General features: G+C 70.4%; 17 protein-coding genes. 10 read left to right on the top strand and 7 right to left on the bottom strand.

What is annotated here, in order from left to right; genetic code table 11:
- The first annotated feature begins 128 nt into the window (after nt 1-128).
- Genes V2S05_RS13030 through V2S05_RS13020 form a run of 3 tightly spaced genes read left to right on the top strand, consistent with a single transcriptional unit; the run spans nt 129 to nt 3,330 of the window.
- Nucleotides 129-1,058, top strand: a complete 930-nt coding sequence (locus V2S05_RS13030; RefSeq protein ID WP_413635832.1) for a WcbI family polysaccharide biosynthesis putative acetyltransferase — start codon at nt 129-131, stop codon at nt 1,056-1,058.
- The gene (locus V2S05_RS13025; protein ID WP_413635830.1) at nt 1,055-2,026 is read left to right on the top strand and encodes a hypothetical protein; all 972 of its coding nucleotides are present in this window, start codon (nt 1,055-1,057) and stop codon (nt 2,024-2,026) included. Before V2S05_RS13030 ends, V2S05_RS13025 begins: the two co-directional genes overlap by 4 nt.
- A complete protein-coding gene (locus V2S05_RS13020) occupies nt 2,023-3,330 on the top strand; it encodes a glycosyltransferase (protein ID WP_413635829.1) in 1,308 nt (435 codons plus the stop codon). The genes V2S05_RS13025 and V2S05_RS13020 overlap by 4 nt, the downstream gene beginning before the upstream one ends.
- A gap of 13 nt (nt 3,331-3,343) precedes the next feature.
- On the opposite strand, the gene V2S05_RS13015 is transcribed toward V2S05_RS13020, so the two are convergent.
- Together V2S05_RS13015 and V2S05_RS13010 are read right to left on the bottom strand one after the other, a co-directional pair.
- The gene (locus V2S05_RS13015; protein ID WP_413635827.1) at nt 3,344-5,839 is read right to left on the bottom strand and encodes a DEAD/DEAH box helicase; all 2,496 of its coding nucleotides are present in this window, start codon (nt 5,837-5,839) and stop codon (nt 3,344-3,346) included.
- A gap of 57 nt (nt 5,840-5,896) precedes the next feature.
- On the bottom strand, nt 5,897-6,928 hold the full coding sequence (locus tag V2S05_RS13010) for an FUSC family protein (protein WP_413635825.1): 1,032 nt from the start codon (nt 6,926-6,928) through the stop codon (nt 5,897-5,899).
- A 64-nt stretch (nt 6,929-6,992) separates the two neighbouring features.
- On the opposite strand from V2S05_RS13010, the gene V2S05_RS13005 reads away from it, so the two are divergent.
- A complete protein-coding gene (locus V2S05_RS13005) occupies nt 6,993-8,039 on the top strand; it encodes a DUF998 domain-containing protein (RefSeq protein WP_413635823.1) in 1,047 nt (348 codons plus the stop codon).
- Between the two features lie 111 nt (nt 8,040-8,150).
- Here the strand turns inward: V2S05_RS13005 and V2S05_RS13000 are convergent, their stop codons facing one another.
- Nucleotides 8,151-8,813 carry a DNA alkylation repair protein gene (locus V2S05_RS13000; protein ID WP_413635821.1) on the bottom strand — a complete coding sequence of 221 codons (663 nt, stop codon included), beginning with the start codon at nt 8,811-8,813 and terminating at the stop codon, nt 8,151-8,153.
- A gap of 180 nt (nt 8,814-8,993) precedes the next feature.
- Between V2S05_RS13000 and V2S05_RS12995 the strand changes: the two genes are divergently transcribed.
- The 5 genes from V2S05_RS12995 (at nt 8,994) to V2S05_RS12975 (ending at nt 16,749) form a co-directional block, all read left to right on the top strand.
- On the top strand, nt 8,994-10,754 hold the full coding sequence (locus tag V2S05_RS12995; protein ID WP_413635819.1) for a glycoside hydrolase family 35 protein: 1,761 nt from the start codon (nt 8,994-8,996) through the stop codon (nt 10,752-10,754).
- Nucleotides 10,755-10,782: 28 nt separating this feature from the next.
- Entirely contained in the window at nt 10,783-11,916 is a 1,134-nt protein-coding gene (locus tag V2S05_RS12990) for a hypothetical protein (RefSeq protein ID WP_413635817.1), read from the top strand.
- Between the two features lie 140 nt (nt 11,917-12,056).
- Nucleotides 12,057-12,266, top strand: coding sequence for a heavy-metal-associated domain-containing protein (locus tag V2S05_RS12985; protein WP_413635816.1), 210 nt, complete (start codon nt 12,057-12,059; stop codon nt 12,264-12,266).
- Nucleotides 12,267-12,351: 85 nt separating this feature from the next.
- Nucleotides 12,352-14,628, top strand: a complete 2,277-nt coding sequence (locus tag V2S05_RS12980; protein ID WP_413635941.1) for a heavy metal translocating P-type ATPase — start codon at nt 12,352-12,354, stop codon at nt 14,626-14,628.
- A gap of 15 nt (nt 14,629-14,643) precedes the next feature.
- Nucleotides 14,644-16,749 (top strand): heavy metal translocating P-type ATPase, encoded by a 2,106-nt coding sequence (locus V2S05_RS12975; protein WP_413635814.1) that lies wholly within the window; start codon nt 14,644-14,646, stop codon nt 16,747-16,749.
- Between the two features lie 32 nt (nt 16,750-16,781).
- Here the strand turns inward: V2S05_RS12975 and V2S05_RS12970 are convergent, their stop codons facing one another.
- The 3 genes from V2S05_RS12970 to V2S05_RS12960 form a co-directional block, all read right to left on the bottom strand.
- Complete coding sequence (locus V2S05_RS12970; RefSeq protein ID WP_413635812.1) at nt 16,782-17,372, bottom strand: GNAT family N-acetyltransferase; 591 nt, start codon at nt 17,370-17,372, stop codon at nt 16,782-16,784.
- Between the two features lie 29 nt (nt 17,373-17,401).
- Entirely contained in the window at nt 17,402-19,468 is a 2,067-nt protein-coding gene (locus V2S05_RS12965) for an APC family permease (protein WP_413635939.1), read from the bottom strand.
- A gap of 73 nt (nt 19,469-19,541) precedes the next feature.
- Entirely contained in the window at nt 19,542-20,393 is an 852-nt protein-coding gene (locus tag V2S05_RS12960; RefSeq protein WP_413635811.1) for a PfkB family carbohydrate kinase, read from the bottom strand.
- Between the two features lie 123 nt (nt 20,394-20,516).
- Between V2S05_RS12960 and V2S05_RS12955 the strand changes: the two genes are divergently transcribed.
- The gene (locus V2S05_RS12955) at nt 20,517-21,185 is read left to right on the top strand and encodes a GTP pyrophosphokinase family protein (RefSeq protein ID WP_413635810.1); all 669 of its coding nucleotides are present in this window, start codon (nt 20,517-20,519) and stop codon (nt 21,183-21,185) included.
- Nucleotides 21,186-21,272: 87 nt separating this feature from the next.
- Here V2S05_RS12955 and V2S05_RS12950 read toward each other — a convergent pair whose 3' ends face one another.
- Complete coding sequence (locus V2S05_RS12950; RefSeq protein ID WP_413635809.1) at nt 21,273-22,115, bottom strand: alpha/beta fold hydrolase; 843 nt, start codon at nt 22,113-22,115, stop codon at nt 21,273-21,275.
- Nucleotides 22,116-22,197 lie beyond the last annotated feature (82 nt).

Raw genomic sequence — 22,197 nt, 5'->3', positions numbered from 1 at the left:
GATGCGCGCAGAGGTTGCGGCGATGGAATCCTCCTCGTGTAGACGGGCGCTGCGCGCGCATCGAAGCGATGGATCTCGGGAAAAGCAACGGGGTCAGACGAACAAATCCAGAGGTATACGTTCGAAGCATGACTCCCACCCCGCCTGACGTCACCACCGTTGCGCCCGCCGAGTCGGCGGTGCTAGGACGACGTCGGCACTACGGGGAGTTCTATGCGATCGCCCCGCTGCCCGAGAGCTTCGGCGTGGTGCTCGGGAACTGTCAGGCAGAATCGCTGCGACTGGTGATGGATGCAGAGGATCGTCGATTCATCCGGGTTCCGCCGGTGCACGAGATGACGGCCGACGATGCGCGGCGCCTGCACGAGGTGGTGGCCGCCGCCCACACGATCGTCACGCAGCCGGTGCGCGACGACTACCACGACCTTCCGCTCGGCACACGCCAGGTGGCTGCCGCGACCACGGCAAGGGTGCTCACGGTGCCGCCCGTGCGGTTCGCGGGGCTGCATCCGCTCCAGGCCGCCATCCGCGTTCCCGGCGTCGACGAGGATCCACCGCTCGTCGCGTACCACGACGTGCGCACGCTCGCGGCGGCCGCGGGGCTCCCGGTGGCGTCTGCGCTGGCGCCGGATGCCGTGCGGGCCGTCGGCCGGGCCTCGGTCGACATCCTGCGTGAGCGCGAGCGGTCCACCGACATCCCGGTGTCCGACCTCTTCGAGACCGTGACGGCCGATCACATGCGCACCGTGAACCACCCCGGCAACGCGATCTGGCTGCCGCTCGGTGCCCGCATCCTCGACGCGCTGGGGCCGGGGGAGGCGCCCGTCGACCCCGGGCGTCCGCTGCTCGACTCGGTGCGCGCCCCGCTCGCTCCCGAGGTGATCGAGGCGTGGGCGCTGAGCGACGAACCGCAGGAGCACTGGAGCGTCGAGGGGAAGCTTGTGAGCGATGCGGCGGTGCGCGAGGCGCACCTGGCCTGGTACGCCGAGCATCCCGGGTTCGTCGCCGCGGCGACCGAGCGGCTCGCCGCGCTTCTGGCCGTCTGGCGCGCGGCATGACCGGTGCGCCCCTGCTGCTCGTTCACCCCGGTGACCACGGCGTCGCGGTCTACGCCCGTGACATGGCGGACGCCGTTCGCGACGTCGCCGAGGTGCGCACCGTCGACGCGGCCGGACTCGCGCGACTGCCCGCCGGGACCAGTGTGCATGCCCATTTCACCGACCGGCTCTGGGGTGACTCGCCCGAGCAGGCATCCCGCACGTTCGCCGAGCTCGCATCACGCCTGCGGGTGAGCGTCACCCTGCACGATGTGCCCCAGGCATCCGACGGTCAGCAGAATCGGCCTCGCCGCCGCGCCGCGTACGCGCGCGTGGCGGAGGCCTCGAGCGCAGTGGTGGTGAACAGCGAACACGAGCGCGAGCTGCTGCGCGAGGAGGACGTCTGGTCTGGCGCGGTCGAGGTCATCCCGCTGCCGGTGGAACTGGAGAAGAACGCCGGGCGAGGGCGACCCGATGGGTCGGTCGGGGTGCTCGGGTTCTTCTACCCGGGCAAGGGCCACGACGAAGTGGCGGAGGCGGCGGCCGCCGCGGGGATCGGCGCGCTCACGGTGCTGGGACGCGCGTCCGACGGGCATGCGGCCGAGCTCGAGACCTTCGTGCGGCGCTCGGCGGCCATCGGCGTCGATGTCGACGTGACCGGGTGGCTGGACGACGCCGAGATCGCCCGCCGCGGGCGCGCGGTGAGCGTTCCGGTGATCGCGCACCGGCACATCTCGGCATCCGGATCGCTCGCCTCGTGGATCGGCTGGGGCCGGCGCCCGGTCGCCGTGCGCAACCGCTACGTCGATGAGATGGCCGCCCTGCGTCCGGGCACGCTCTACCCCGTCGGGGAGAGCGACCTGGTCGGCGCGCTGCGTCATGCGTGCACGAACCCCGACGCGACCTGGCACGGACTCGCACGGCTGCCCATGTCGCGTGCCGACGTGGCACAGGCGTACCTCGGCCTGTGGGCGGGGAGGGCTTCGTGACCGCGGGGTGGGTCGTCGGCAATCGATGGGATTCGCTCGACGGCATCCACCCCGATCCGCTCCCCACCGTGTCGGTGATCGTCGCGCACTACGACCAGCCAGGGCAGCTCGCCCGCACCCTGCACGCCCTCGCCGCGCAGGACTACCCACCGGAGCTGCTGCAGATCATCGTCGCCGATGACGGCTCGCCCGACGTGCCCGACGTGCCTGACGGAGTGGCTCTGGTGCGGCAGGAGGATCGCGGGTTCCGCTTGGCAGCGGTCCGCAACCTCGGGGTGCGGGCGAGCAGCGGCGAGGTGCTGTGCTTTCTCGACGCCGACACCGCGCCCGCGCCCGGCTATGTGCGGTCGCTGAGCAGGCTGCCCGCGCTGCTGCCTGAGGCGGTGGTCGTCGGTCGCCGCCGCCATGCGGATCTCTCTGCGGTCGCGCCGGACGTACCGATCGTGCAGGCGGCGGCTGGGCGGGAGCTGCCGGAACCTGCCTGGCTGGCCGAGGAGTACGCCCGCAGCGGCGATCTGCTCGACTCCGACGACCGGTCGTACCGGTTCGTGATCGGCGCGGTGATCGCCTGCTCGCGACGCATGTTCGACGAGGTCGGCGGATTCGACGAGACGTTCACCTCGTACGGGGGCGAGGACTGGGAATGGGCGCATCGCATGTGGCAGGCGGGGGCGGTGTTCGCGCACGTGCCGGACGCGGTGGCATGGCACGACGGCCCCGAGTGGGCCGATCGCGACGGCTCGGGGATCGACCGCGCGAACGCGCAGACGCTGCGCATGCAGTCGAGCATCCCGGTGCCGGGATCGTCTCCGCGGGCGCTCTGGCCCGGCGTGGCGGATCTCGTCGTGCAGGTGCGCGGCGAGCACACGCCGGCGGCGGTGTTCATCATGGCGGATTCGCTGTTCGCGGCGTTTCCCCGGGCGAGGCTGCTGCTCGACGTCGTGCCCGAGGAGCTCGCGGACGATCCTCGGGTCTCGGATGGGCTCGATGCCCCGGACGCTGCCGACGCGCGGGTGCTGTGGGAGGTGCACCGGCCCGTCGTCGTGCTCGATCCCGACTGGCTGGTCGACCTCGTCCTCGGGCTCGGCACGGGCGATCTGGGCGGGGTCGACCTCGTCGACGGCGACGGCTCGCCGATCGGAAGGCTGCGCTCCCGACGGGCGAAGCGACGTGCCGCACGCTGGGGACACGACGATGCGTTCCAGACCCGGCGGATGACGGCCGTCGGAACTCACGTGCTGCGACCGGATCCTCGGGTCGAGGCCTGGGTCGGCGGGTGGGGCGGTGTCGAGTCGTTCTGCTGACCGGTGAATGGGTCTAGAGTCGGCCGACCCCGGTCACCGTGACGACGGCCTCGCCGGCCTCGTCGGAGGCTGCGAGGTCGACCGTTGCGGAGATCCCCCAGTCGTGGTCTCCGGCGGGGTCGGCGATGATCTGGCGCGCCGTCCACTGCTGCGCGCCCTGCTCGATGAGCAGCAGCTGCGGGCTGCGGGCGTCGGCGCCGGTGAAGATCTCATCGTGTTCGGCGAAGTAGGCATCGAGGGCGTCGTTCCAGCCCTCGCCGCCGAGGTGGGGGTCGAGGGATGCCAGTGACTCGACGTCTTCGCGCGCGGCGAGCAGCACGCGACGGAACATCTCGTTGCGCACCAGCACGCGGAAGGCGCGGGTGTTCGCGGTGAGACGCTTCGGGGCGGGCGGTACGACCGGCTCGTCGTGCCGGTCGAAGGCCCCGTTGTCGACGCCGGCGACCAGCTCCTCCCACTCGTCCAGCAGGCTCGAGTCCACCTGGCGCACGAGCTCGCCCAGCCACTCGATGAGGTCGCGCAGCTCGTCGGTCTTCAGCTGCTCGGGGATGGTCTGCGACGCCGCGCGATAGGCATCCGACAGATAGCGCAGCACGACGCCCTCCGAGCGTGCCACCTTGTAGTACGCGACGTATTCCCCGAACGACATGGCGCGCTCGTACATGTCGCGCACCACTGACTTCGGGTGCAGCTCGAAGTCGCGGATCCACGGCTGCGACGAGCTGAACGTCTCGAACGCCGCGCTGAGAAGCTCGTCGAGGGGCTGGGGGTAAGTGATCTGCTCGAGCAGCTCCATGCGCTCGTCGTACTCGATCCCCTCGGCCTTCATCGCGCCGACGGCCTCGCCCCGAGCCTGGAACTCCTGCTGGCTGAGGATGGCCCGCGGGTCGTCGAGCGTCGCCTCGACGATCGAGATCATGTCGAGCGCGAAGGTCGGGGACTCGGGGTCGAGCAGCTCGAAGGCCGCCAGCGCGAACGGCGAGAGCGGCTGATTGAGCGCGAAGTCGGGCTGCAGATCGACGGTGAGGCGAACGGTGCCGTCCACGCGCTCCACGACGCCGGACTGCAGCAGCGTGCGGTAGATGCCGATCGCGCGAAGCGCCAGCAGCCGCTGGACCGCGCGTGACTCGTGATTGTCATATATCAGTGAGCGCATATTCGCGAACACGTCGCCGCCGCGGGCGATCACGTTGAGCATCATCGCGCTGGTGATCTGCATGTGCGGGGTCAGCGTCTCGGGCTCGGACGCGATGAGCTTCTGGAACGACGGCTCGCCCCACGACACGAACCCGTCCGGCGCCTTCTTGCGGATGATCTTGCGCTTCTTCCTCGGGTCATCGCCGGCCTTCTTCACGGCGGCGATGTTCTCGGTCTCGTGCTCCGGCGCCTGCGCCACGACAGTCCCGGCGGTGTCGTATCCCGCGCGGCCGGCGCGGCCGGCGATCTGGTGGAACTCGCGGGCGTTCAGCTGCCGCATCCGGCTGCCGTCGAACTTCGTCAGTGCGGTGAGCAGCACGGTGCGGATCGGCACGTTGATGCCGACGCCGAGGGTGTCGGTCCCGCAGATCACCCGCAGCATGCCGCGCTGGGCGAGCTGCTCGACGAGGCGGCGGTACTTCGGCAGCATCCCCGCGTGATGCACGCCGATGCCGAGGCGCAGCAGCCGCGACAGGGTCTTGCCGAACGCGGTCGTGAAGCGGAACCCGCCGATGAGCTCGGCGATGGCATCCCGCTGCTCACGGGTCGCGACCTTCGCACTCGCCAGAGCCTGTGCGCGCTCCATGGCCGCGGCCTGCGAGAAGTGCACGATGTAGACCGGGGCCTGCCCCGTCGAGAGCAGCTCGTCGATCGTCTCGTGGATCGGCGTCGTCTCGTAGTAGAAGTGCAACGGCACCGGGCGTTCGACGCCCGTGACCACGGCCGTCTCACGGCCCGTCCGACGGGCGAGGTCGGCGGCCAGCTCGCTCACCTCGCCGAGCGTGGCCGACATGAGCACGAACTGCGCCTGCGGCAGCTCGAGCAGCGGAACCTGCCACGCCCAGCCCCGGTCGGGGTCGCCGTAGAAGTGGAACTCGTCCATGACGACCTGGCCGACATCGGCATCCGCCCCCTCACGCAGGGCGCGGTTGGCGAGGATCTCGGCCGTGCAGCAGATGATGGGCGCGTCGCCGTTCACCGACGAGTCGCCGGTGATCATGCCGACGTTCTCGGCGCCGAACACGTCGACCAGGGCGAAGAACTTCTCGCTGACCAGCGCCTTGATCGGGGCGGTGTAGAAGGTGCGGCGTCCGGCGGCGAGGGCCGCGAAGTGCGCGCCGATGGCGACGAGCGACTTGCCGGTGCCGGTTGGGGTGGAGAGGATCAGGTTCTTGCCCGACACGATCTCGATGACCGCCTCGTCCTGCGCGGGGTAGAGGCTGATGCCGGTCGACTCGGCCCACTCGACGAACGCGAGATAGACGGAATCCGGATCGGCGCCGCGCACCGCGGTCGGGTCGAGGGCAGTCATCCGTCGATCCTTTCACGCGCGGTCAGCGTGCACCGCCCGCGCCGGGCCGGCACCGTCTCAGGTCTCGTCGCGCAGCTCGCCGTGGATGCGCCGCAGGTCCTCCATCAGCGACCCGACGAGGATCCAGTGATCGGATGCCGGAGGGCGCACCACCAGTGGGGTGGTGAGGGCAGGGATCGGGGCGGTGCGGGCATCCGGTTCCTGAGCCGCCTCTCGTACCGCCAGGCGCACGTCGTGACCTGCCCGGTGCAGCTGCTCGGCGATCGCCCGCACCGTCGGGTCGGTCGCGAGCGAGCCGTCGTAGTGGTCGATGTACGCGCGGGTCATGCCGATCACCTGCGTGACGACGGGCGAGAGCCGCTCGAACACGGCCTGCAGCTCGTCGACGTCGTCACGGTGGCGGCCGCGGCGCGGGTTGAGTGAGAGGGATTCGGTGGCGGCGGTGAGGGATGCCTCGGCGGCGTCCTTCATCGGCCGCAGCAGCCGCGCCTCGAGCATCAGCTCCTGCAGCTGCGCGCCGGTGCGGGTGGTGGGGAGCGCGTCGGCGAGACGGTCGAGGGATGCGGCGAGCTCGCGGCCCAGCATCCCGATGTCGCGGCGCGCCGGGGCGGACAGCACCGGCGGGACGATCGCGACGTTCACGACGAATCCGATCGCCGCGCCGATCAGCGTCTCGAGGATGCGGTCGAGCGCATAGTCGGGGTTCGACGAGCCCAGCGCGAGCACGAGCACAGCCGAGATCGCGACCTGGTTGCCCGTGCCGGTGGATGCCCGCAGCGACCACGCCACGAGCATCGCCACCACCACGGCGGCGAGCACCACCCAGCTCTGCGCGCCGAGCAGCAGGCTCAGCAGCACGGCGATGACCACGCCGAGGATCACACCGGCGCTGCGCTCCAGCGCCTTCGACAGCGACTGGTTCACGCTCGGCTGCACGACCAGCAGTGCGGCGATCGCGGCGAACACCGGCAGCGGCCCCGGGATCAGCCAGCCGGCGATCAGCCACGCCGCGATCGTCGCCGCGGCCGACTTCAGCACCTGCAGCAGGGGAGCCCGGCGTGCGGAGCGGATCGCGGCGGGAAAGCGCATGGCTCAACGGTAGCGTCGGCGCGGGAGCGGCGGCGGTGTCGGCCGGGAGTGGTTCGATGAGGGTATGAAGAGCGGAGTGCGCGAGCTGGAGCGGATGCTGTGGGCCACCGCGATCTGCTTCGTCGTCGGTGCTCTCGCGGGCGCAGTCGTGCTGTGGGGCGCCACCCGTCCGTTCAGCGGAGACGGCTCGGTCGTCATCCCGATCGCGCTGGTGGCGGCGGTGATCGCCGCGGCGGCCTTCATCGTCAGCACGCGGATGCACAGGGCCGGCGAGACGGCGCCCATGCCGCCGTGGCAGGCCTCCGTCTCGCACGTCAGCGCGGTCGCCGTGACGGTCGCCGTCGCCGGCGTGACGGGCCTGGGCGTCCTGCTCGCCGGAGAGGTGCTCGCGACCGGGCTGGAGGGATTGACCCTGCCTGCCGTCGCCGGCGGAGTGTTCACCGGGGTCGCGTCAGCCATCGGCGGGCGACTGGCATTCCGGATCGGCATGCGGCTCGGCACGCAGGACATCGCGCGTCTGCTGACGTCGTTCCTAGTGATCGGAACGCTGTTCGCCATGCTCACCGCCGCAGACCCCGCCTGGTGGGAGCGCAGCTTCTCAGAGCTCGGCATCGGGGCGGGCGGATGGGCGTTCAACGGCACGGTGGTCGTCGCAGGGCTGCTGATCGCGACGACCGGCTCGTACCTCGGCCGCGACCTGCACCGGATGCTCGGCGACCCCGCGCTGCCGCGCATCGCCGCTATCGTGCTCACCTGGGCCGGGGCGGGGCTCGCACTCGCCGCGGTCGGACTGCTGCCTCTTGATCGGGTGCCGGTCGCGCATGCGGTCGCGGCGTTCTCGATGCTCGCACTGATCGTCGTCGCGGCCGTGCTGACGACCCTGCTGCTGCGGGATGTCGGCTCGCTGCGGGCGCTGACCATCGTTCTCGTCGTCAGCGTCGTAGTCGCGGCGGTGCTCGCGTTCGTGTTCAGGGTGCTGTCGGTCACGGCGCTCGAGGGCCTGGTCGTCGGCGTCGTGCTGCTCTGGCTGACGACTCTCGTGCAGCTGCTCGCCGTGCTCGCACCCGAGGCCTCGCGCCCGTCTGCCCGCCGGTCGCCCCTGCGCGCCTGAGCCGCGTCGTCGCGCTGCTCGACTGGTCCCATTCGGTCGCTTCGCGGCCGGCGAGGCGGCCATTCGGGCCCACTGGGTGCGGGGGTGCGTCGCGAGCGCGGAACGGCGAACTCAGCCCTGGCGACGCACCATCTCGGCGATCCAATCCGGGGCGAAGGGCGAGGTGCAGTTCGGCGGCACGGGATAGTCGGCGAGCACCTGCAGGCGCTCCCCGATCGACACGGCGCGCTCGCGCAGCGCCGGGTGATGGATGCCGATGTACGCCAGCGTCTCGTTCATCGCCCACTGCTCGCGGCCGGGCGCGTCGCGCAGCTCGCGCTCGATGCGGTCGAGCAGGGCATCCAGATTCAGCTCATCGGGCGTCTTCTGCACCCGCACCGAGGTCAGCGACCACGCGGCCGCGCGGGCGTCGGCATCCGGATCGTCGATCCAGCGCAGCCGAAGCTCCTCCGCGAGCGGCGACTTCTTCGCGATGTAGTTCACCAGCCAGTCGTGGGCCTTCGCGCTGCGCGTCGAGCGCAGCATGGCGTCGATCTCGTCGGCAGAGAGCTCACGGGGCTTGGCGACGAGCAGCGCGACCAGCTGCGCGGCGACCTCGTCGGTCGCCCAGAGAGAGCGCGCCAGGTCGCTCGAGAGCCCTGCGCTCTTCGCGACTCCGCGCAGCTTCGACAGCTTCACGCCGTGCGCGTCGCCGTGCCGTTCATTGACCGCACGTGCCTTCGGGTCTTCCAGCGCGGCGAGCTCGGCGAGGATGTCAGCGGTCGTGTTCGGCATCTCGAAAGCGTAACCGCGGGTCAGGTCGGCGGGCGGGGAGACCGCGTTGTCGCCGAGCTCGGCTGGGCCCACACGGCTGCTTCGCGGGCGGCGAGGCGCGGTCCGAACTCGGGCGACGGGGCGACAGTCCGCAATGATAGCGGTGCGTCCGCGCAAACATTTCCTTCGACCGGGAGCCGCATGTCCACCCCCACCCTCACCTGGCGCGACGGCCAGATCCTCCGTGACGGAGCACCGCACCGCATTCTGTCCGGCGCCGTGCACTACTTCCGGGTGCATCCCGATCAGTGGGAGGACCGCCTGCGCCGCCTGGCGGCGATGGGGGCGAACACCGTCGACACGTATATCGCGTGGAACTTCCACGAGCGCGTCGAGGGCGAGCACGACTTCACCGGCTGGCGCGACGTCGCACGCTTCATCAGCATCGCGGGCGAGGTCGGGCTCGACGTGTTCGTCCGCCCCAGCCCGTACATCTGCGCGGAGTGGTCGAACGGCGGCATCCCCTTCTGGCTCAGCGGACGCACGCGCGCCCTCCGCACCGTCGACGCCGACTTCATCGCCGCCGTCGATGCGTGGTACGACCAGCTGATCCCGCAGCTGGTGCCGCTGCAGGCGGCGCACGGCGGCCCGATCAGTTTGATCCAGGTCGAGAACGAGTACGGCTCGTACGGAACGGATGCCGGCTACCTCGCCCACCTGCGCGACGGTCTGCGCTCGCGCGGCATGGTCGAGATGCTCACCACCGCCGACGGCATCACCTCCGACATGATCGAGCACGGCAGCGTACCCGGCGCCATGGGCACCTTCACGTTCGGCACCGGAGTGCCGCGCGCGATCGAGCTGCAGCGCGAGGGCGAGCACCTGATGTGCAGCGAGCTGTGGGGCGGCTGGTTCGACCACTGGGGCGAGCAGCACCACATCCGATCGGCGGCCAGCATGCTCAGCACGGTGGACGAGCTGCTCGACGCCGGCGGGTCGGTGAGCCTGTACATGGCGCACGGCGGCACCAACTTCGGGCTGTGGAACGGCTCGAACCACGACGGCGTGATCCAGCCGACCGTCACCAGCTACGACTCCGACGCCCCGATCGGCGAGGACGGCACGCTCGGCGAGAAGTTCCACGCGCTGCGCGAACGGTTCGCGCGCTTTCACGACGGCGAGCTGCCGCCCGTTCCGGATGCCCCGCGACGGCAGTCCGCGGCGTCGGCAGACCTGCGCGCCGACGCCGCGCTGCTCGAGGTGATCGACGCGACGCCCGTGCGCGCCGAGTCGCCGCAGCCGCTGAGCTTCGAAGAGCTCGGCGCGGAGGATGGGCTGGTCGCCTACGAGAGCGATCTGCTCTTCCCGGCGGGGGCCACCCTCGGCATCCTGCAGCTGCACGACCGCGCGACGATCTTCTTCGACGGCGAGCGGCTGGGCACCCTCGAGCACGACGGTGAGCACACGCTCGCGCTGCCCGCCGCGGGCGGCAGCGGCCGGGTGGTGATCGTCGTCGAGAGCCTCGGGCGGATCAACTACGGGCCCCTCACCGGCCAGGCCAAGGGCATCCTCGGCGGCGTCGTGGTCGACGGACGCCGGTACCAGCACGGCTGGACGCATCGCGTTCTCGGCGAGGGGATCCCCACGGCGGATGCCGGCGTGCACGCCGGCATGGCGGTCGCAGACCCCGCCGGGCTCGCCTCGGGCGTGCTCGACGTCGCCGAGCCGCTCGACGCGTGGCTCGCCTTCCCCGGAGGAGCGAAGGGCATGGTGTGGCTGAACGGCTTCCTGCTCGGCCGCTACTGGGAGCGCGGCCCGCAGGAGACGCTGTACGCACCCGCGCCGCTCTGGCACGCGGGCGAGAACGAGATCGTCGTTCTCGACACCGACCGTCTGCCTTCGCGCGTCGAGATCCGCGAGCGGCCGGCCTTCGGGCCGACCGAGGAGTTCATCGGCACCTGACCGACCGCCTCGCTGGGATGATGGGCGGGTGAGCTCAACCTCCGATGCCGCCGACGTGGCCGATGCCTCGCGCGCCGATGCCGTCCGCCCCGATGCCGTCCGAGGCGATGCCGTCAGAGCCGCTGCCGAGTCCCGCGCGATCGTCGCCGCAGGCCTCGGCGGCCTGAGTGGGCTGATCGGCGGACTGATCGTCTTCGCCGGGCGCCTGGTCGGGCTCGCCGACGGGGCGCTGCCGGTCGGCTCGTTCGCGGCGCTGGTGGCCGGCATCGTCGGAGTCCCCGTCTTCGCGATCACGTACGTGCGCGCCGACTCGCGCCGAGGGAGAGGCCGAGAAGTCGTGCGTCGCTCCCGACTGCGGCGCGCGATCGACGTGATCGGACTCACGCTGACGGCCTCCGCGATGGTGATGCTGCTGATCGCCGCCCTGTTCTCCATCGCGCAGCTGGCGTTCCGCTCCCTCGAGATCGGGGCGTTCGCGGCGGCGGTGCTCACCGCCGGCGCGGTCGCTGCGAGCACGTACGCGCTGTCGCTGCTGGCATCCGACATCACCACGCAGCGCGTTGCGACCCTGCTGGCGCTGTTCCTCGCCGCCGGCACGCTTTCGAGCATGCTCTCGGCCGAAGACGAGCTCTGGTGGCAGAACAACTTCTCGGCGCTGGGGATGCGAGGGGTGAGCGGATCGTACTCGTTCAACGTGACCGTGATCCTGTCCGGTCTCGTGCTGATCACCCTCTCGGGTTACCTCACCCGGGATCTGCGGGTGCGCAGCATCCGCTATGCGGTGCCGGCGCGCGGGGTGGGCATCGTGCGCACCCTGCTGGTCGTCGTCGGAGTGGCCTTCATGGGCGTCGGCGCGGTCCCGGTCGATGTCAGCCAGCTGCTGCACAACATGTTCTCCGTCTGCCTGATCATCGCCTTCGTCGTGCTGATCGCGGCGTGTCCGACCCTGATCGCGGGGCTGCCGCGTGCCTTCGTCGCGGCCAGCGCGGTGTTCGTCGCCGGGATGGTGCTGATCGTGCTTCTCTGGGTGCCGTTCGGCTACTACAACCTGACGGCGGTCGAGCTGCTCGCTGTGGTGGTCGTCTTCACGTGGCTCGTGCTCTTCACGCGAAACGTCTCCACCGGGCAGATGCCCGACGGAGACGCTCGACTCGATGCGTGAGGGGGCAGCCCTTCACTGCTTCGGCGGTCAGGCCCGAGCGCCAGTAGCGCTGCAGGGTGAAGAACAGGATACCCCAGGGGGGTACATGGTAGTACTCTGGTGTGAGTACCCCTCAGGGGTACGCGGACGAAGGAGGAACCATGAGCACCACCGAATTCCAGGTCACCGGCATGACATGCGGCCACTGCGAGATGTCCGTGCGTGAAGAGGTCGAGAAGATCGCCGGCGTCGAGAGCATCGATGTCAGCGCGCAGACCGGCCGCCTCGTCGTCACCTCGGTCGCCGCTGTCGACGCCGACGCCGTGATCGCGGCAGTCGACGAGGCGGGGTACCACGCGGTCACGGCCTGACGCGCCACGGGGTGACCAGATCGTGAGAGACGACGCGGCGCCGTCCGGCGCCGAGCAGACCCGTATCGACCTCGAGATCGGCGGGATGACCTGTGCATCGTGTGCGATGCGCATCGAGAAGAAGCTGAACCGCCTCGACGGCGTCTCAGCGAGCGTGAACTATGCGACCGAGAAGGCCCAGGTGGTCGTCGACGGACCCGTCGACGCGGCAGCGCTGATCGCCGAGATCGAGAACGCGGGGTACTCGGCCGTGGTTCCTGCGCCGCCCGCCGACCACGGGGCGGACGGGCCGGATGCCGAGCCCGCCGCCGACCAGGAGCTGCGCTCGCTGCGTCAGCGCCTGATCGGCTCGGTCGTGCTGTCGATCCCGGTCATCCTGCTCGCGATGATCCCCGCGCTGCAGTTCACGTACTGGCAGTGGGCGTCTCTCGCGCTCGCCGCCCCGGTGATCGTGTGGGCCGCGTGGCCCTTCCACCGGGCGGCGTGGGTGAACCTGCGGCATGGCGCCGCCACCATGGACACCCTGATCAGTCTCGGCACGTCGGCCGCGTTCCTCTGGTCGCTCTACGCGCTGTTCCTCGGCACAGCGGGCATGCCGGGCATGACGCACGGCTTCTCGCTCGCGATCACGCGCAGCGACGGTGCCGGCAACATCTATCTCGAGGTGGCCGCGGGTGTGACGATGTTCGTGCTCGCCGGCCGCTACTTCGAGAAGCGCGCCAAGCGTCAGGCGGGGGCAGCGCTTCGCGCCCTGATGGAGCTCGGCGCCAAGGACGTCGGGGTGCTCGACGAGGGCCGCGAGAAGCGCATCCCGATCGACGACCTGCGTGTCGGCGACGAGTTCGTCGTGCGCCCGGGCGAGAAGATCGCCACCGACGGCGTGGTCGTCTCGGGCACCTCGGCGGTGGACCAGTCGATGATCACCGGGGAGTCGGTCCCCGTCGAGGTCGCGGCGGGCGATGCGGTGACCGGCGCGACGGTGAACGCGGGCGGGCGACTCGTCGTGCGCGCGACGCGCGTCGGCGCCGACACGCAGCTCGCGCAGATGGCACGCATGGTCGAGGATGCGCAGACCGGCAAGGCGGAGGTGCAGCGCCTCGCCGATCGCATCTCGGGGGTGTTCGTGCCGATCGTCATCGGCATCGCCCTCGTCACGCTCGCCGTCTGGCTGGTGCTCGGCTTCCCGGCATCCGTCGCCTTCACCGCCGCTGTCGCGGTGCTCATCATCGCCTGCCCGTGCGCCCTCGGCCTCGCGACCCCCACGGCTCTGCTCGTGGGAACGGGGCGCGGTGCGCAGCTGGGCATCCTGATCAAAGGACCGGAGGTGCTCGAATCGACCCGTCGGGTCGACACCGTCGTGCTCGACAAGACGGGAACGGTCACCGAGGGACGGATGTCGGTCGCAGCCGTCGTGCCCGAGCAGGGCGTGGATGCCGCCGATCTGCTGCTCCTGGCGGGAGCCGTCGAGCACGCCAGCGAGCATCCGATCGCGCGTGCCATCGCATCCGCCGCGTCGGAGATCTCAGCTGATCCGGATGCCCGGCGGCGAGCCGCCGCGTCGCCCGCCGACACCGGTCCGGATGCTCCGACGACTCCGACCTCGCAGCGGGTGCTGCCATCGGTCGACTCGTTCCGCAGCCACGACGGCCGCGGTGTCACGGGTGTCGTCGACGGCCGCGCCGTGGTGGTCGGGCGCCTCTCGCTGCTCGAGGACTGGTCGATCCACCCCTCCGCCGATCTGCTCGCGGCGAAGGCGGATGCCGAGGCCACCGGGCAGACGGCGATCCTGGTCGGCTGGGACGGCGCCGCCGCGGGCGTGATCGTCGTCGCAGACGAGGTCAAGGCGACGAGTGCCGAGGCGGTCGCGTCTCTCGTCGCGATCGGGCTGCGGCCCGTGCTGCTGACCGGAGACAACGAGGCCGCGGCACGGCACATCGCCGCGCAGGTCGGTATCGAGGAGGTCATCGCGGAGGTGCTGCCGGCAGACAAGGTCGCTGTCGTGTCGCGCCTGCAGGCCGAGGGGCGGGTCGTGGCGATGGTCGGCGACGGCGTGAACGATGCCCCCGCGCTGGCTCAGGCCGACCTGGGCATGGCGATGGGCACCGGCACGGACGTCGCGATCGAGGCATCCGACATCACGCTCGTGCGGGGCGACCTGCGCGCCGCGGCCGACGCCATCAGGCTCTCGCGCCGCACGCTCGGCACGATCAAGGGCAACCTGTTCTGGGCGTTCGCGTACAACGTCGCGGCGATCCCGCTCGCCGCGCTCGGACTGCTGAACCCGATGCTCGCCGGGGCCGCGATGGCGTTCTCGAGCGTGTTCGTCGTGGGCAACAGTCTGCGGCTGCGGGCGTTCCGCTGATCAGAAGGATCCGTCATGAATGCGCACGAGACACACCCCGGGAACCACGACCACGGCGACCACACCGCCGGATCCGGGGGCCATGTCACCCACGCCGGCCATGGTGACCACCACGGCGGGCACGGCGACCACCACGGCGGGCACGGCGACCACGTCGGGCAGTTCCGCCGGCTGTTCTGGATCAACCTGCTGATCGCCGTTCCCGTGGTCGCGACGAGCGGCATGTTCGCGATGATCATCGGCTACGAGGTGCCGGGGTGGGCGCGCTGGATCGCCCCGCTGCTGGGCACGGTGATGTACGTCTGGGGCGGCCGCCCGTTCCTCACCGGAGCCGTCGGCGAGCTCAGGAGCCGCACGCCCGGGATGATGCTGCTCATCGGTCTGGCCATCACCGTCGCGTTCCTCGCGTCGTGGGGTGCGGGCCTCGGCATCCTGCACCACGAACTCGAGTTCTGGTGGGAGCTGGCGTTGCTGATCGTGATCATGCTGCTGGGTCACTGGCTCGAGATGCGCTCGCTCGCGCAGACCACCTCGGCGCTCGACTCGCTCGCAGCTCTTCTGCCGGATGAGGCCGAGCGCGTCGACGGCGACGAGGTCACCGCCGTCGATCCGGCCGACCTGCGCATCGGCGACGTCGTGATCGTGCGCCCCGGCGGCAGCGTGCCGGCCGACGGCGTGATCGTCGACGGCCGCGCCAGCATGGACGAGTCGATGCTCACCGGCGAGTCCCGCACGGTCGGTCGCGGGGTGGGCGACCGCGTCACCGCAGGCACGGTCGCCACCGACTCGGGACTCCGCATCGAGGTCGACGCCATCGGCGACGACACCGCCCTCGCCGGCATCCGCAAGCTCGTCTCCGACGCACAGGCGTCCAGCTCGCGCGCGCAGCGCCTCGCCGACCGCGCCGCCGCCTGGCTGTTCTGGTTCGCGCTGGGTGCCGCCGCGATCACCGCCGTGGTCTGGACCCTGTTCGGGATGCCCGACGAGGCGGTCGTGCGCACCATCACCGTGCTCGTCATCGCCTGCCCGCACGCCCTGGGGCTCGCCATCCCGCTGGTCGTCTCGATCGCGACCGAGCGGGCAGCCCGCGCCGGCGTGCTCGTGAAGGACCGGCTGGCGCTCGAGAGCATGCGCACCGTCGACACGGTGCTGTTCGACAAGACCGGAACCCTCACCAAGGGCGAGCCGACCGTCACTGCCATCGCCCCGGTCGACGGCTGGGACGATGATGCCGTGCTGGCGCTCGCCGCGGCCGCTGAGGCCGACAGCGAGCATCCGCTGGCGAAGGCGATCGTCCGGGCGGCATCCGCCCTTCGACGAGCTCAGGGACCCACCGGTGCGTTGACGGCGACCGGCTTCAGCTCGTCGCCCGCCGTCGGCGTCACCGCGACGGTCGACGGCGCCGAGATCCGCGTCGGCGGACCGCACCTGCTCACCGAGGCCGGTGTCGACGAGGTGCCGGATGCCGAGCGCTGGCGCTCCGAAGGGGCGATCATCCTGCACGTGCTGCGCGACGGACGGGTCATCGGTGGGTTGAAGCTGGCCGACGAGATCCGTGTCGAGTCGCGGCAGGCCGTCGACGCGCTGCACTCCCGCGGCATCGAGGTGGTGATGATCACCGGCGACGCCGAGGCCGTCGCGCACGCGGTGGCCGACGAGCTGGGAATCGACCGGGTCTTCGCCGGGGTGCGCCCGGAGGACAAGTCGGCCAAGGTCGCCGCGCTGCAGAGCGAGGGCAGGAGGGTCGCGATGGTCGGCGACGGCGTGAACGACGCTCCGGCACTTGCGCAGGCGGATGTCGGCATCGCGATCGGCGCCGGCACGGACGTGGCGATCGGGTCGGCCGGGGTGATCCTGGCATCCGACGACCCGCGAGCGGTGGTCTCTGTGATCGAGCTGTCGCGGGCCGGCTACCGCAAGATGACGCAGAACCTGTGGTGGGCCGCCGGGTACAACCTGATCTCGGTGCCGCTGGCCGCCGGCGTGCTCGCGCCGATCGGATTCGTGCTGCCGATGTCGGTGGGCGCCGTGCTGATGAGCCTGTCGACCATCGTCGTGGCGCTCAACGCGCAGGCGCTGCGCCGGCTCGACCTGCGCCCCGAGGCCGTCCTCGACCGCTGACGGGCTGACGGGCTGACGGGCGCGGTCGGGCGTCAGCGCTCGACGGGCCACTCCTCGGCGAGCAGCGCGTAATTCAGCCCGTCCATCCACTCGCCTGAGCGGTGCAGTCCGGTCTTGCGGCTGCTCTCCTCGCGGCGCATCCCGAGACGCTCCATCAGTCGCCACGACGGCTCGTTGACGGCGAAGCATCCCGCGTGCACGCGCCGCAAGCCCAGCGTGGTGAAGCACAGATCGATCACCGCGCGCACCGCCTCGGCGGCGTAGCCCTGCCCGGTGTGCTCGGGGGCGAGCGCCCAGCCCAGCTCGGCCTGGGTCGCCGCCGCCTGCGCGGCGACCTCGGCCTGCGCCCAGGCGTCTTCGATGCGGATCATCAGATCGCCGATGATGGGCTGCGCGCCGGTCTCGGCATCCGGTCGGACGATCACGAAGGTCATCGCCCGCCGGCTCGGCTCGGAGTAGGTCTCGTGGAAGGCCTCGCGGGTCGCCGGGGCGCGCCCCAGCCACCGGTTCACCTCCGGAAGACGCCGGATCTCCCACATCGCGTCGAGATCGTCGAGTGCGAGCGGGCGGATCTCGAGCCGCTCGGTGCGCACCGGCCAGGCGACGTCGTTCAGAGAGAGCATGTCGACAGCGTAATCCTGGGTTCGTCCGCTCATCCGGCGTCGGGGGGTCCGGCCGGCCGCTGCGCGCGACGACCGTGCGGTGCGTCGCCGTAGAGCGCCACGGGGCGTCCGGCGCGCTCCTGCCCGGGCACCGGGCGCGACCGGCGCCCGTAGATCAGCTCCGACGAATCGAGCAGCCACGGCACGAGGGTGATCGTCACCCCGTGCACGAGCATCAGCTGCGAGGCGATGCGGCGTGCGCGTCGGTTGTGCAGCAGGCTCTCCCACCAGTGCCCGACGATGTACTGGGGCAGGTAGACCGTGACGACCGACGGGCCGTGCTTCTCGCGGTACTCGCGGATGAAGTGCTCGATGGGCTGCGCGAAGGTGCGGTACGGCGAATCGACGATCACCAGCGGCACCGGGATGCCGTGCTGCTCCCACTCGCGCTGCAGCACCTTGCCGTCCTCCGGCGTCAGGGCGATGTGCACGGCGATGGTCTTCTCGTGCTGTGCGGCGATCGCGTAGTCGAGCGCCTTGATCACCGGCTTCTGCAGGCGGCTGACGAGCACGATGGCGACGTCGCCCTGCGAGCCGAAGTGCGTCGTGTCGTCGATGCTGATCTCGTGCTCGACGTCGCGGTAGTACCGCTTCACCCCCAGCATCAGCACGGCGAGCAGCGGGATCGCGAAGAACACCATCCAGGCGCCGTGCGTGAACTTGGTGATGGTCACGATGACGAGCACGGCGACGGTCATGCTCGCGCCGAGCGAGTTGATCACCAGCCCCACATGCGCCGAGCGCCGTTCGGCTGCGACCTCCGACAGTCGCCGGTGAGTCGTCTCGCGCAGCGTGCGTCGCCAGTGCCGCACCATGCCGATCTGTCCCAGCGAGAACGACACGAACACCCCGATGATGTACAGCTGGATCAGCGCTGTGAGGTTCGCCTGGAACGCCACCAGCACCGTGACGGCGCCGATGCCGAGCAGGATCATCCCGTTCGAGAACACGAGCCGGTCGCCGCGGGTGTTCAGTGCCTTCGGCGCGTAGCCGTCGCGGGCGAGCACGGCTCCGAGCAGCGGGAAGCCATTGAACGCGGTGTTGGCGGCGAGCAGCAGCACGCAGGCGGTGGCCGCCTGGATGACGAAGAACAGGATGCTGCCGCCGCCGAACGTCGCGGCGGCGATCTGCGCCATCAGGCTCGGCTGCGGGCCCGAGCAGTCGAAGCCCTGCAGGTCGCACGGGTTCTCGGCGTAGCGCACGCCGGCGATCAGCGCCATCGCGGTGAGGCCGGTGAACAGCACCGCCGCGACCCCGCCCATCATCGTCAGGGTCAGCTGCGCGTTGCGGATCTTCGGGCTGCGGAACGCCTGCACGCCGTTCGACACCGCCTCGACGCCGGTCAGTGCCGAGCATCCGCTCGAGAAGGCGCGCAGCACGAGGAGCACGATCGCCGCCTGCGAGATGCTCTCGGCCTCGACGGTGTAGCCGGCGCTGGCCGCGACCGGCGCATCGCCGAGGAAGGTGCGGATGAGCCCGGTGCCGATCATCAGCACGACCGACCCGATGAACACATACGTCGGGATGGCGAACACGGTCGACGCCTCACGCACGCCGCGCAGGTTGACGACCACGATGAGGATGACGAAGCCGACGGCCAGCTCGACTCGCCACGGGTCGAGCTGGGGCACGGCGGAGATGATGTTGTCGACGCCGGAGGCGATCGACACGGCCACGGTGAGCACGTAGTCGACGAGCAGCGCCGCGGCCACGACGACGCCGGGCACCTCGCCGAGATTGGTCGACGCGACCTCGTAGTCGCCGCCGCCCGACGGGTAGGCCTTGATGAGCTGCCGGTAGCTGAGCACCACGACGATCAGCAGCAGCACCACGGCTGCTGCGACCCACGGGCTGAGGGTCAGGAACGAGACCCCGCCGATGAGCATGATCATGAGCATCTCCTGCGGGCCGTAGGCCACCGAGCTCAGTGCGTCGGATGCGAAGATCGGCAGGGCCATGCGCTTGGGGAGCAGCTGGTCGTCGACCTGCTGTGTGGTGAGTGGTTCGCCGAGGAGGATGCGTTTCGCGAGTTGCGGGGCGTCCGCGTTCTCACGCATTTCATTTGCCACGAGCGGCGACACTACGCCTGCCGCCCGCACTGCGCAACAACGGCGCGCGAGGCGAATCCGGTCAGGCGTCCGCGGTGTCGCGCAGGTAGTCGCCGAGGCGGCCGAGGCGCGGGCGCGAGCAGGGATCTTCCACGGCGGCGGCGCCGACCGCGTTGGCCGCGTGCAGGGCATCCTCGTGGCTCAGCCCGGAGCGCAGCGCGATCGTCAATGCGGCGCAGAACGCATCGCCGGCGCCCACGGTGTTCACGGGGCGGGCGCGCTTCGCCGGGGCGAACGCCAGACGCTCACCTCGCGCGAACAGCGCCGAGCCCTCGGCACCGTACGTGACCGCGACGAGTGCGGCGTCGGCGAGCTCGGGGATGAGCGCGTACTCGGTCTCGTTGACGATGACGAGGTCGGCTCGGTGCAGCAGCTCGTCGGGCAGCGGCATCGCCGGGGCGGCGTTGAGCACGAAGAATCCGCGGCAGCGGCGGGCGAGCTCGGTCACGGTGTCGATCGAGATCTCCAGCTGCGCCATCACCGTCTCATCGTCGGTGAACTCGATGCCGTCGAGGGTGACCTCGGCGTTCGCGCCCTCGCACACCGAGATCTGGTTCTCGCCCTGGGCGTCGACCATGATCAGGGCCGTGCCGGTCTCGCGCTCGGCGGTGATCACACCCGAGACGTCGACCCCGGCATCCGCCAGCGCTCGCCGCATGTCGTCGCCGGAGGCATCGGCGCCGACCGCTCCGATCATCCGCGTGCGCGCGCCGAGACGGGCGGCCGCGGCCGCCTGATTGGCGCCCTTGCCGCCGGCGTCGCGCGTGAGCACACCACCGCCGACGGTCTCGCCGGCGCCCGGCAGCCGGCTCGTCGTCGCGGTGATGTCGCTGTTGATGCTGCCCACGACGGTGAGTGGGATGTCGACGGTCATGTGCGATCTGCCTTTCCGGGGATCTCATTCAATCACGCGCGTAGCCACGTGCCGGGCGGTCGAGCGCGCCCCCGCGGCAGCGATCCCAGCCGATTCCGAACGCGGGTGCGTAGCGTCGGGAGTATGACGATTCTCCCGGTCGACGAGGCCGCGCTCGCCGAGGCGAAGCAGCTGAGGGATGCGTTCCAGCGGTTCCTGCGCGAGTACGAGTTCGGGATGCGCGAGGTCGAGACGAAGATCTCGATTCTGCGGGACGAGTTCACGCACATGCATGCCTACAACCCGATCGAGCACGTCAAGAGCCGCGTGAAGACACCGGACAGCATCGTCGAGAAGGTCGCCCGCAAGGGCATCGACGCCGACTTCGAGGTGATCCGCCGCGAGATCACCGACATCGCCGGAGTGCGCGTGACGTGCAGCTTCGTCAGCGACGTGTACCGACTGTTCGATCTGCTCACACAGCAGGACGATGTGACGGTGCGCAGGGTCAAGGACTACATCGCCGAGCCCAAGGCCAACGGCTATCGCAGTCTGCACGCGATCGTCGAGGTGCCGGTCTTCCTCTCGACCGGACCGGTGGCGATCCCGGTCGAGGTGCAGTTCCGCACCATCGCGATGGATTTCTGGGCGAGCCTCGAGCACAAGATCCACTACAAGTTCGCCGGCCGGGTGCCGGCGCACCTCGTGCAGAGCCTCACCGACGCCGCCGGTGCGGCCGGCGAGCTCGACCTGCGCATGGAGCGCCTGCACCGCGAGGCGCACGAGAGCAATCAGCGGGCGATCCAGGTCTGACGGATTCAGGACGAGCGCGATTCTGAAGATGCCGCGGGCGGCAGCATCCTTCAGAATCGCGATCGTCCTTCAGGGGTGAAGCGGGTCTTACTTCGCGAGGAACGAGGTCAGTGCAGCGTTGACCTCGCCGGCGTGGGTCCAGAGCAGTCCGTGCGGGGCGCCCTCGATCTCGACGTAGTCGGCGGCGGGCACAGCCTGGTGGAACCGGCGGGCGGTGGCGTCGATCGGCAGGATGTTGTCGTTCGTGCCGTGCAGGATCAGCGTGGGCTTGTCGGCCTCGCGCACGGCGTCGACATCGCCGCGGAAGTCCTCGATCCAGGCGGGCACGACCGCGTAGGCGGCGACCGGCGCGCTGGTGACCGAGAGGTTCCAGTTCGCGTCGACGACCTGCTGGCTGATGCGCGAGCCGAGGTTCTCGTCGAGGTTGTAGAAGTCCTTGTAGAAGTCGGTGAACCAGGCGTAGCGGTCGCCCCTCGCCGCGGCCGCGATGCCGTCGAAGACCGACTGCGGCACACCCTCGGGGTTGTCGTCGCGCTGCACGAGGAAGGGCTCGAGCGAGGCGAGGAAGGCGAGCTTCGCGACGCGGTCGTGACCGTAGCGGCCGACGTAGCGGGCGAGCTCGCCGGTGCCCATCGAGAAGCCCACCAGCACGACGTCGCGCAGGTCGAGCGTCTCGAGCACGGTGTTGAGGTCGGCGGCGAAGGTGTCGTAGTCGTAGCCGGTGTCGACCTTGGACGACTGGCCGAAGCCACGGCGGTCGTAGGTGATGACGCGGTAGCCCTGGTCGAGCAGCTCGCGGGTCTGGCGCTCCCAGCTGTGGCCGTTGAGCGGGTAGCCGTGGATGAGCACGACGGGCTGACCCTGTCCCTGGTCTTCGTAGTAGAGCTCGATGGGGGTGCTGTTCTCGGTGCCAACGGTGATGGTGCCCATGATGAGATCCTTTCCAGTGGGAGTGAGAACGGTCGTTCTCGCTGCTGTGCTCAACCATAGGGGAACGATCGTTCTCGTGTCA

It is taken from the genome of Microbacterium sp. OR16, from assembly GCF_047306725.1.
Classification (GTDB): Bacteria; Actinomycetota; Actinomycetes; order Actinomycetales; family Microbacteriaceae; genus Microbacterium.
Note: the sequence above shows the minus strand (reverse complement) of the source record. Positions and strands in the feature narration are given on the sequence as shown.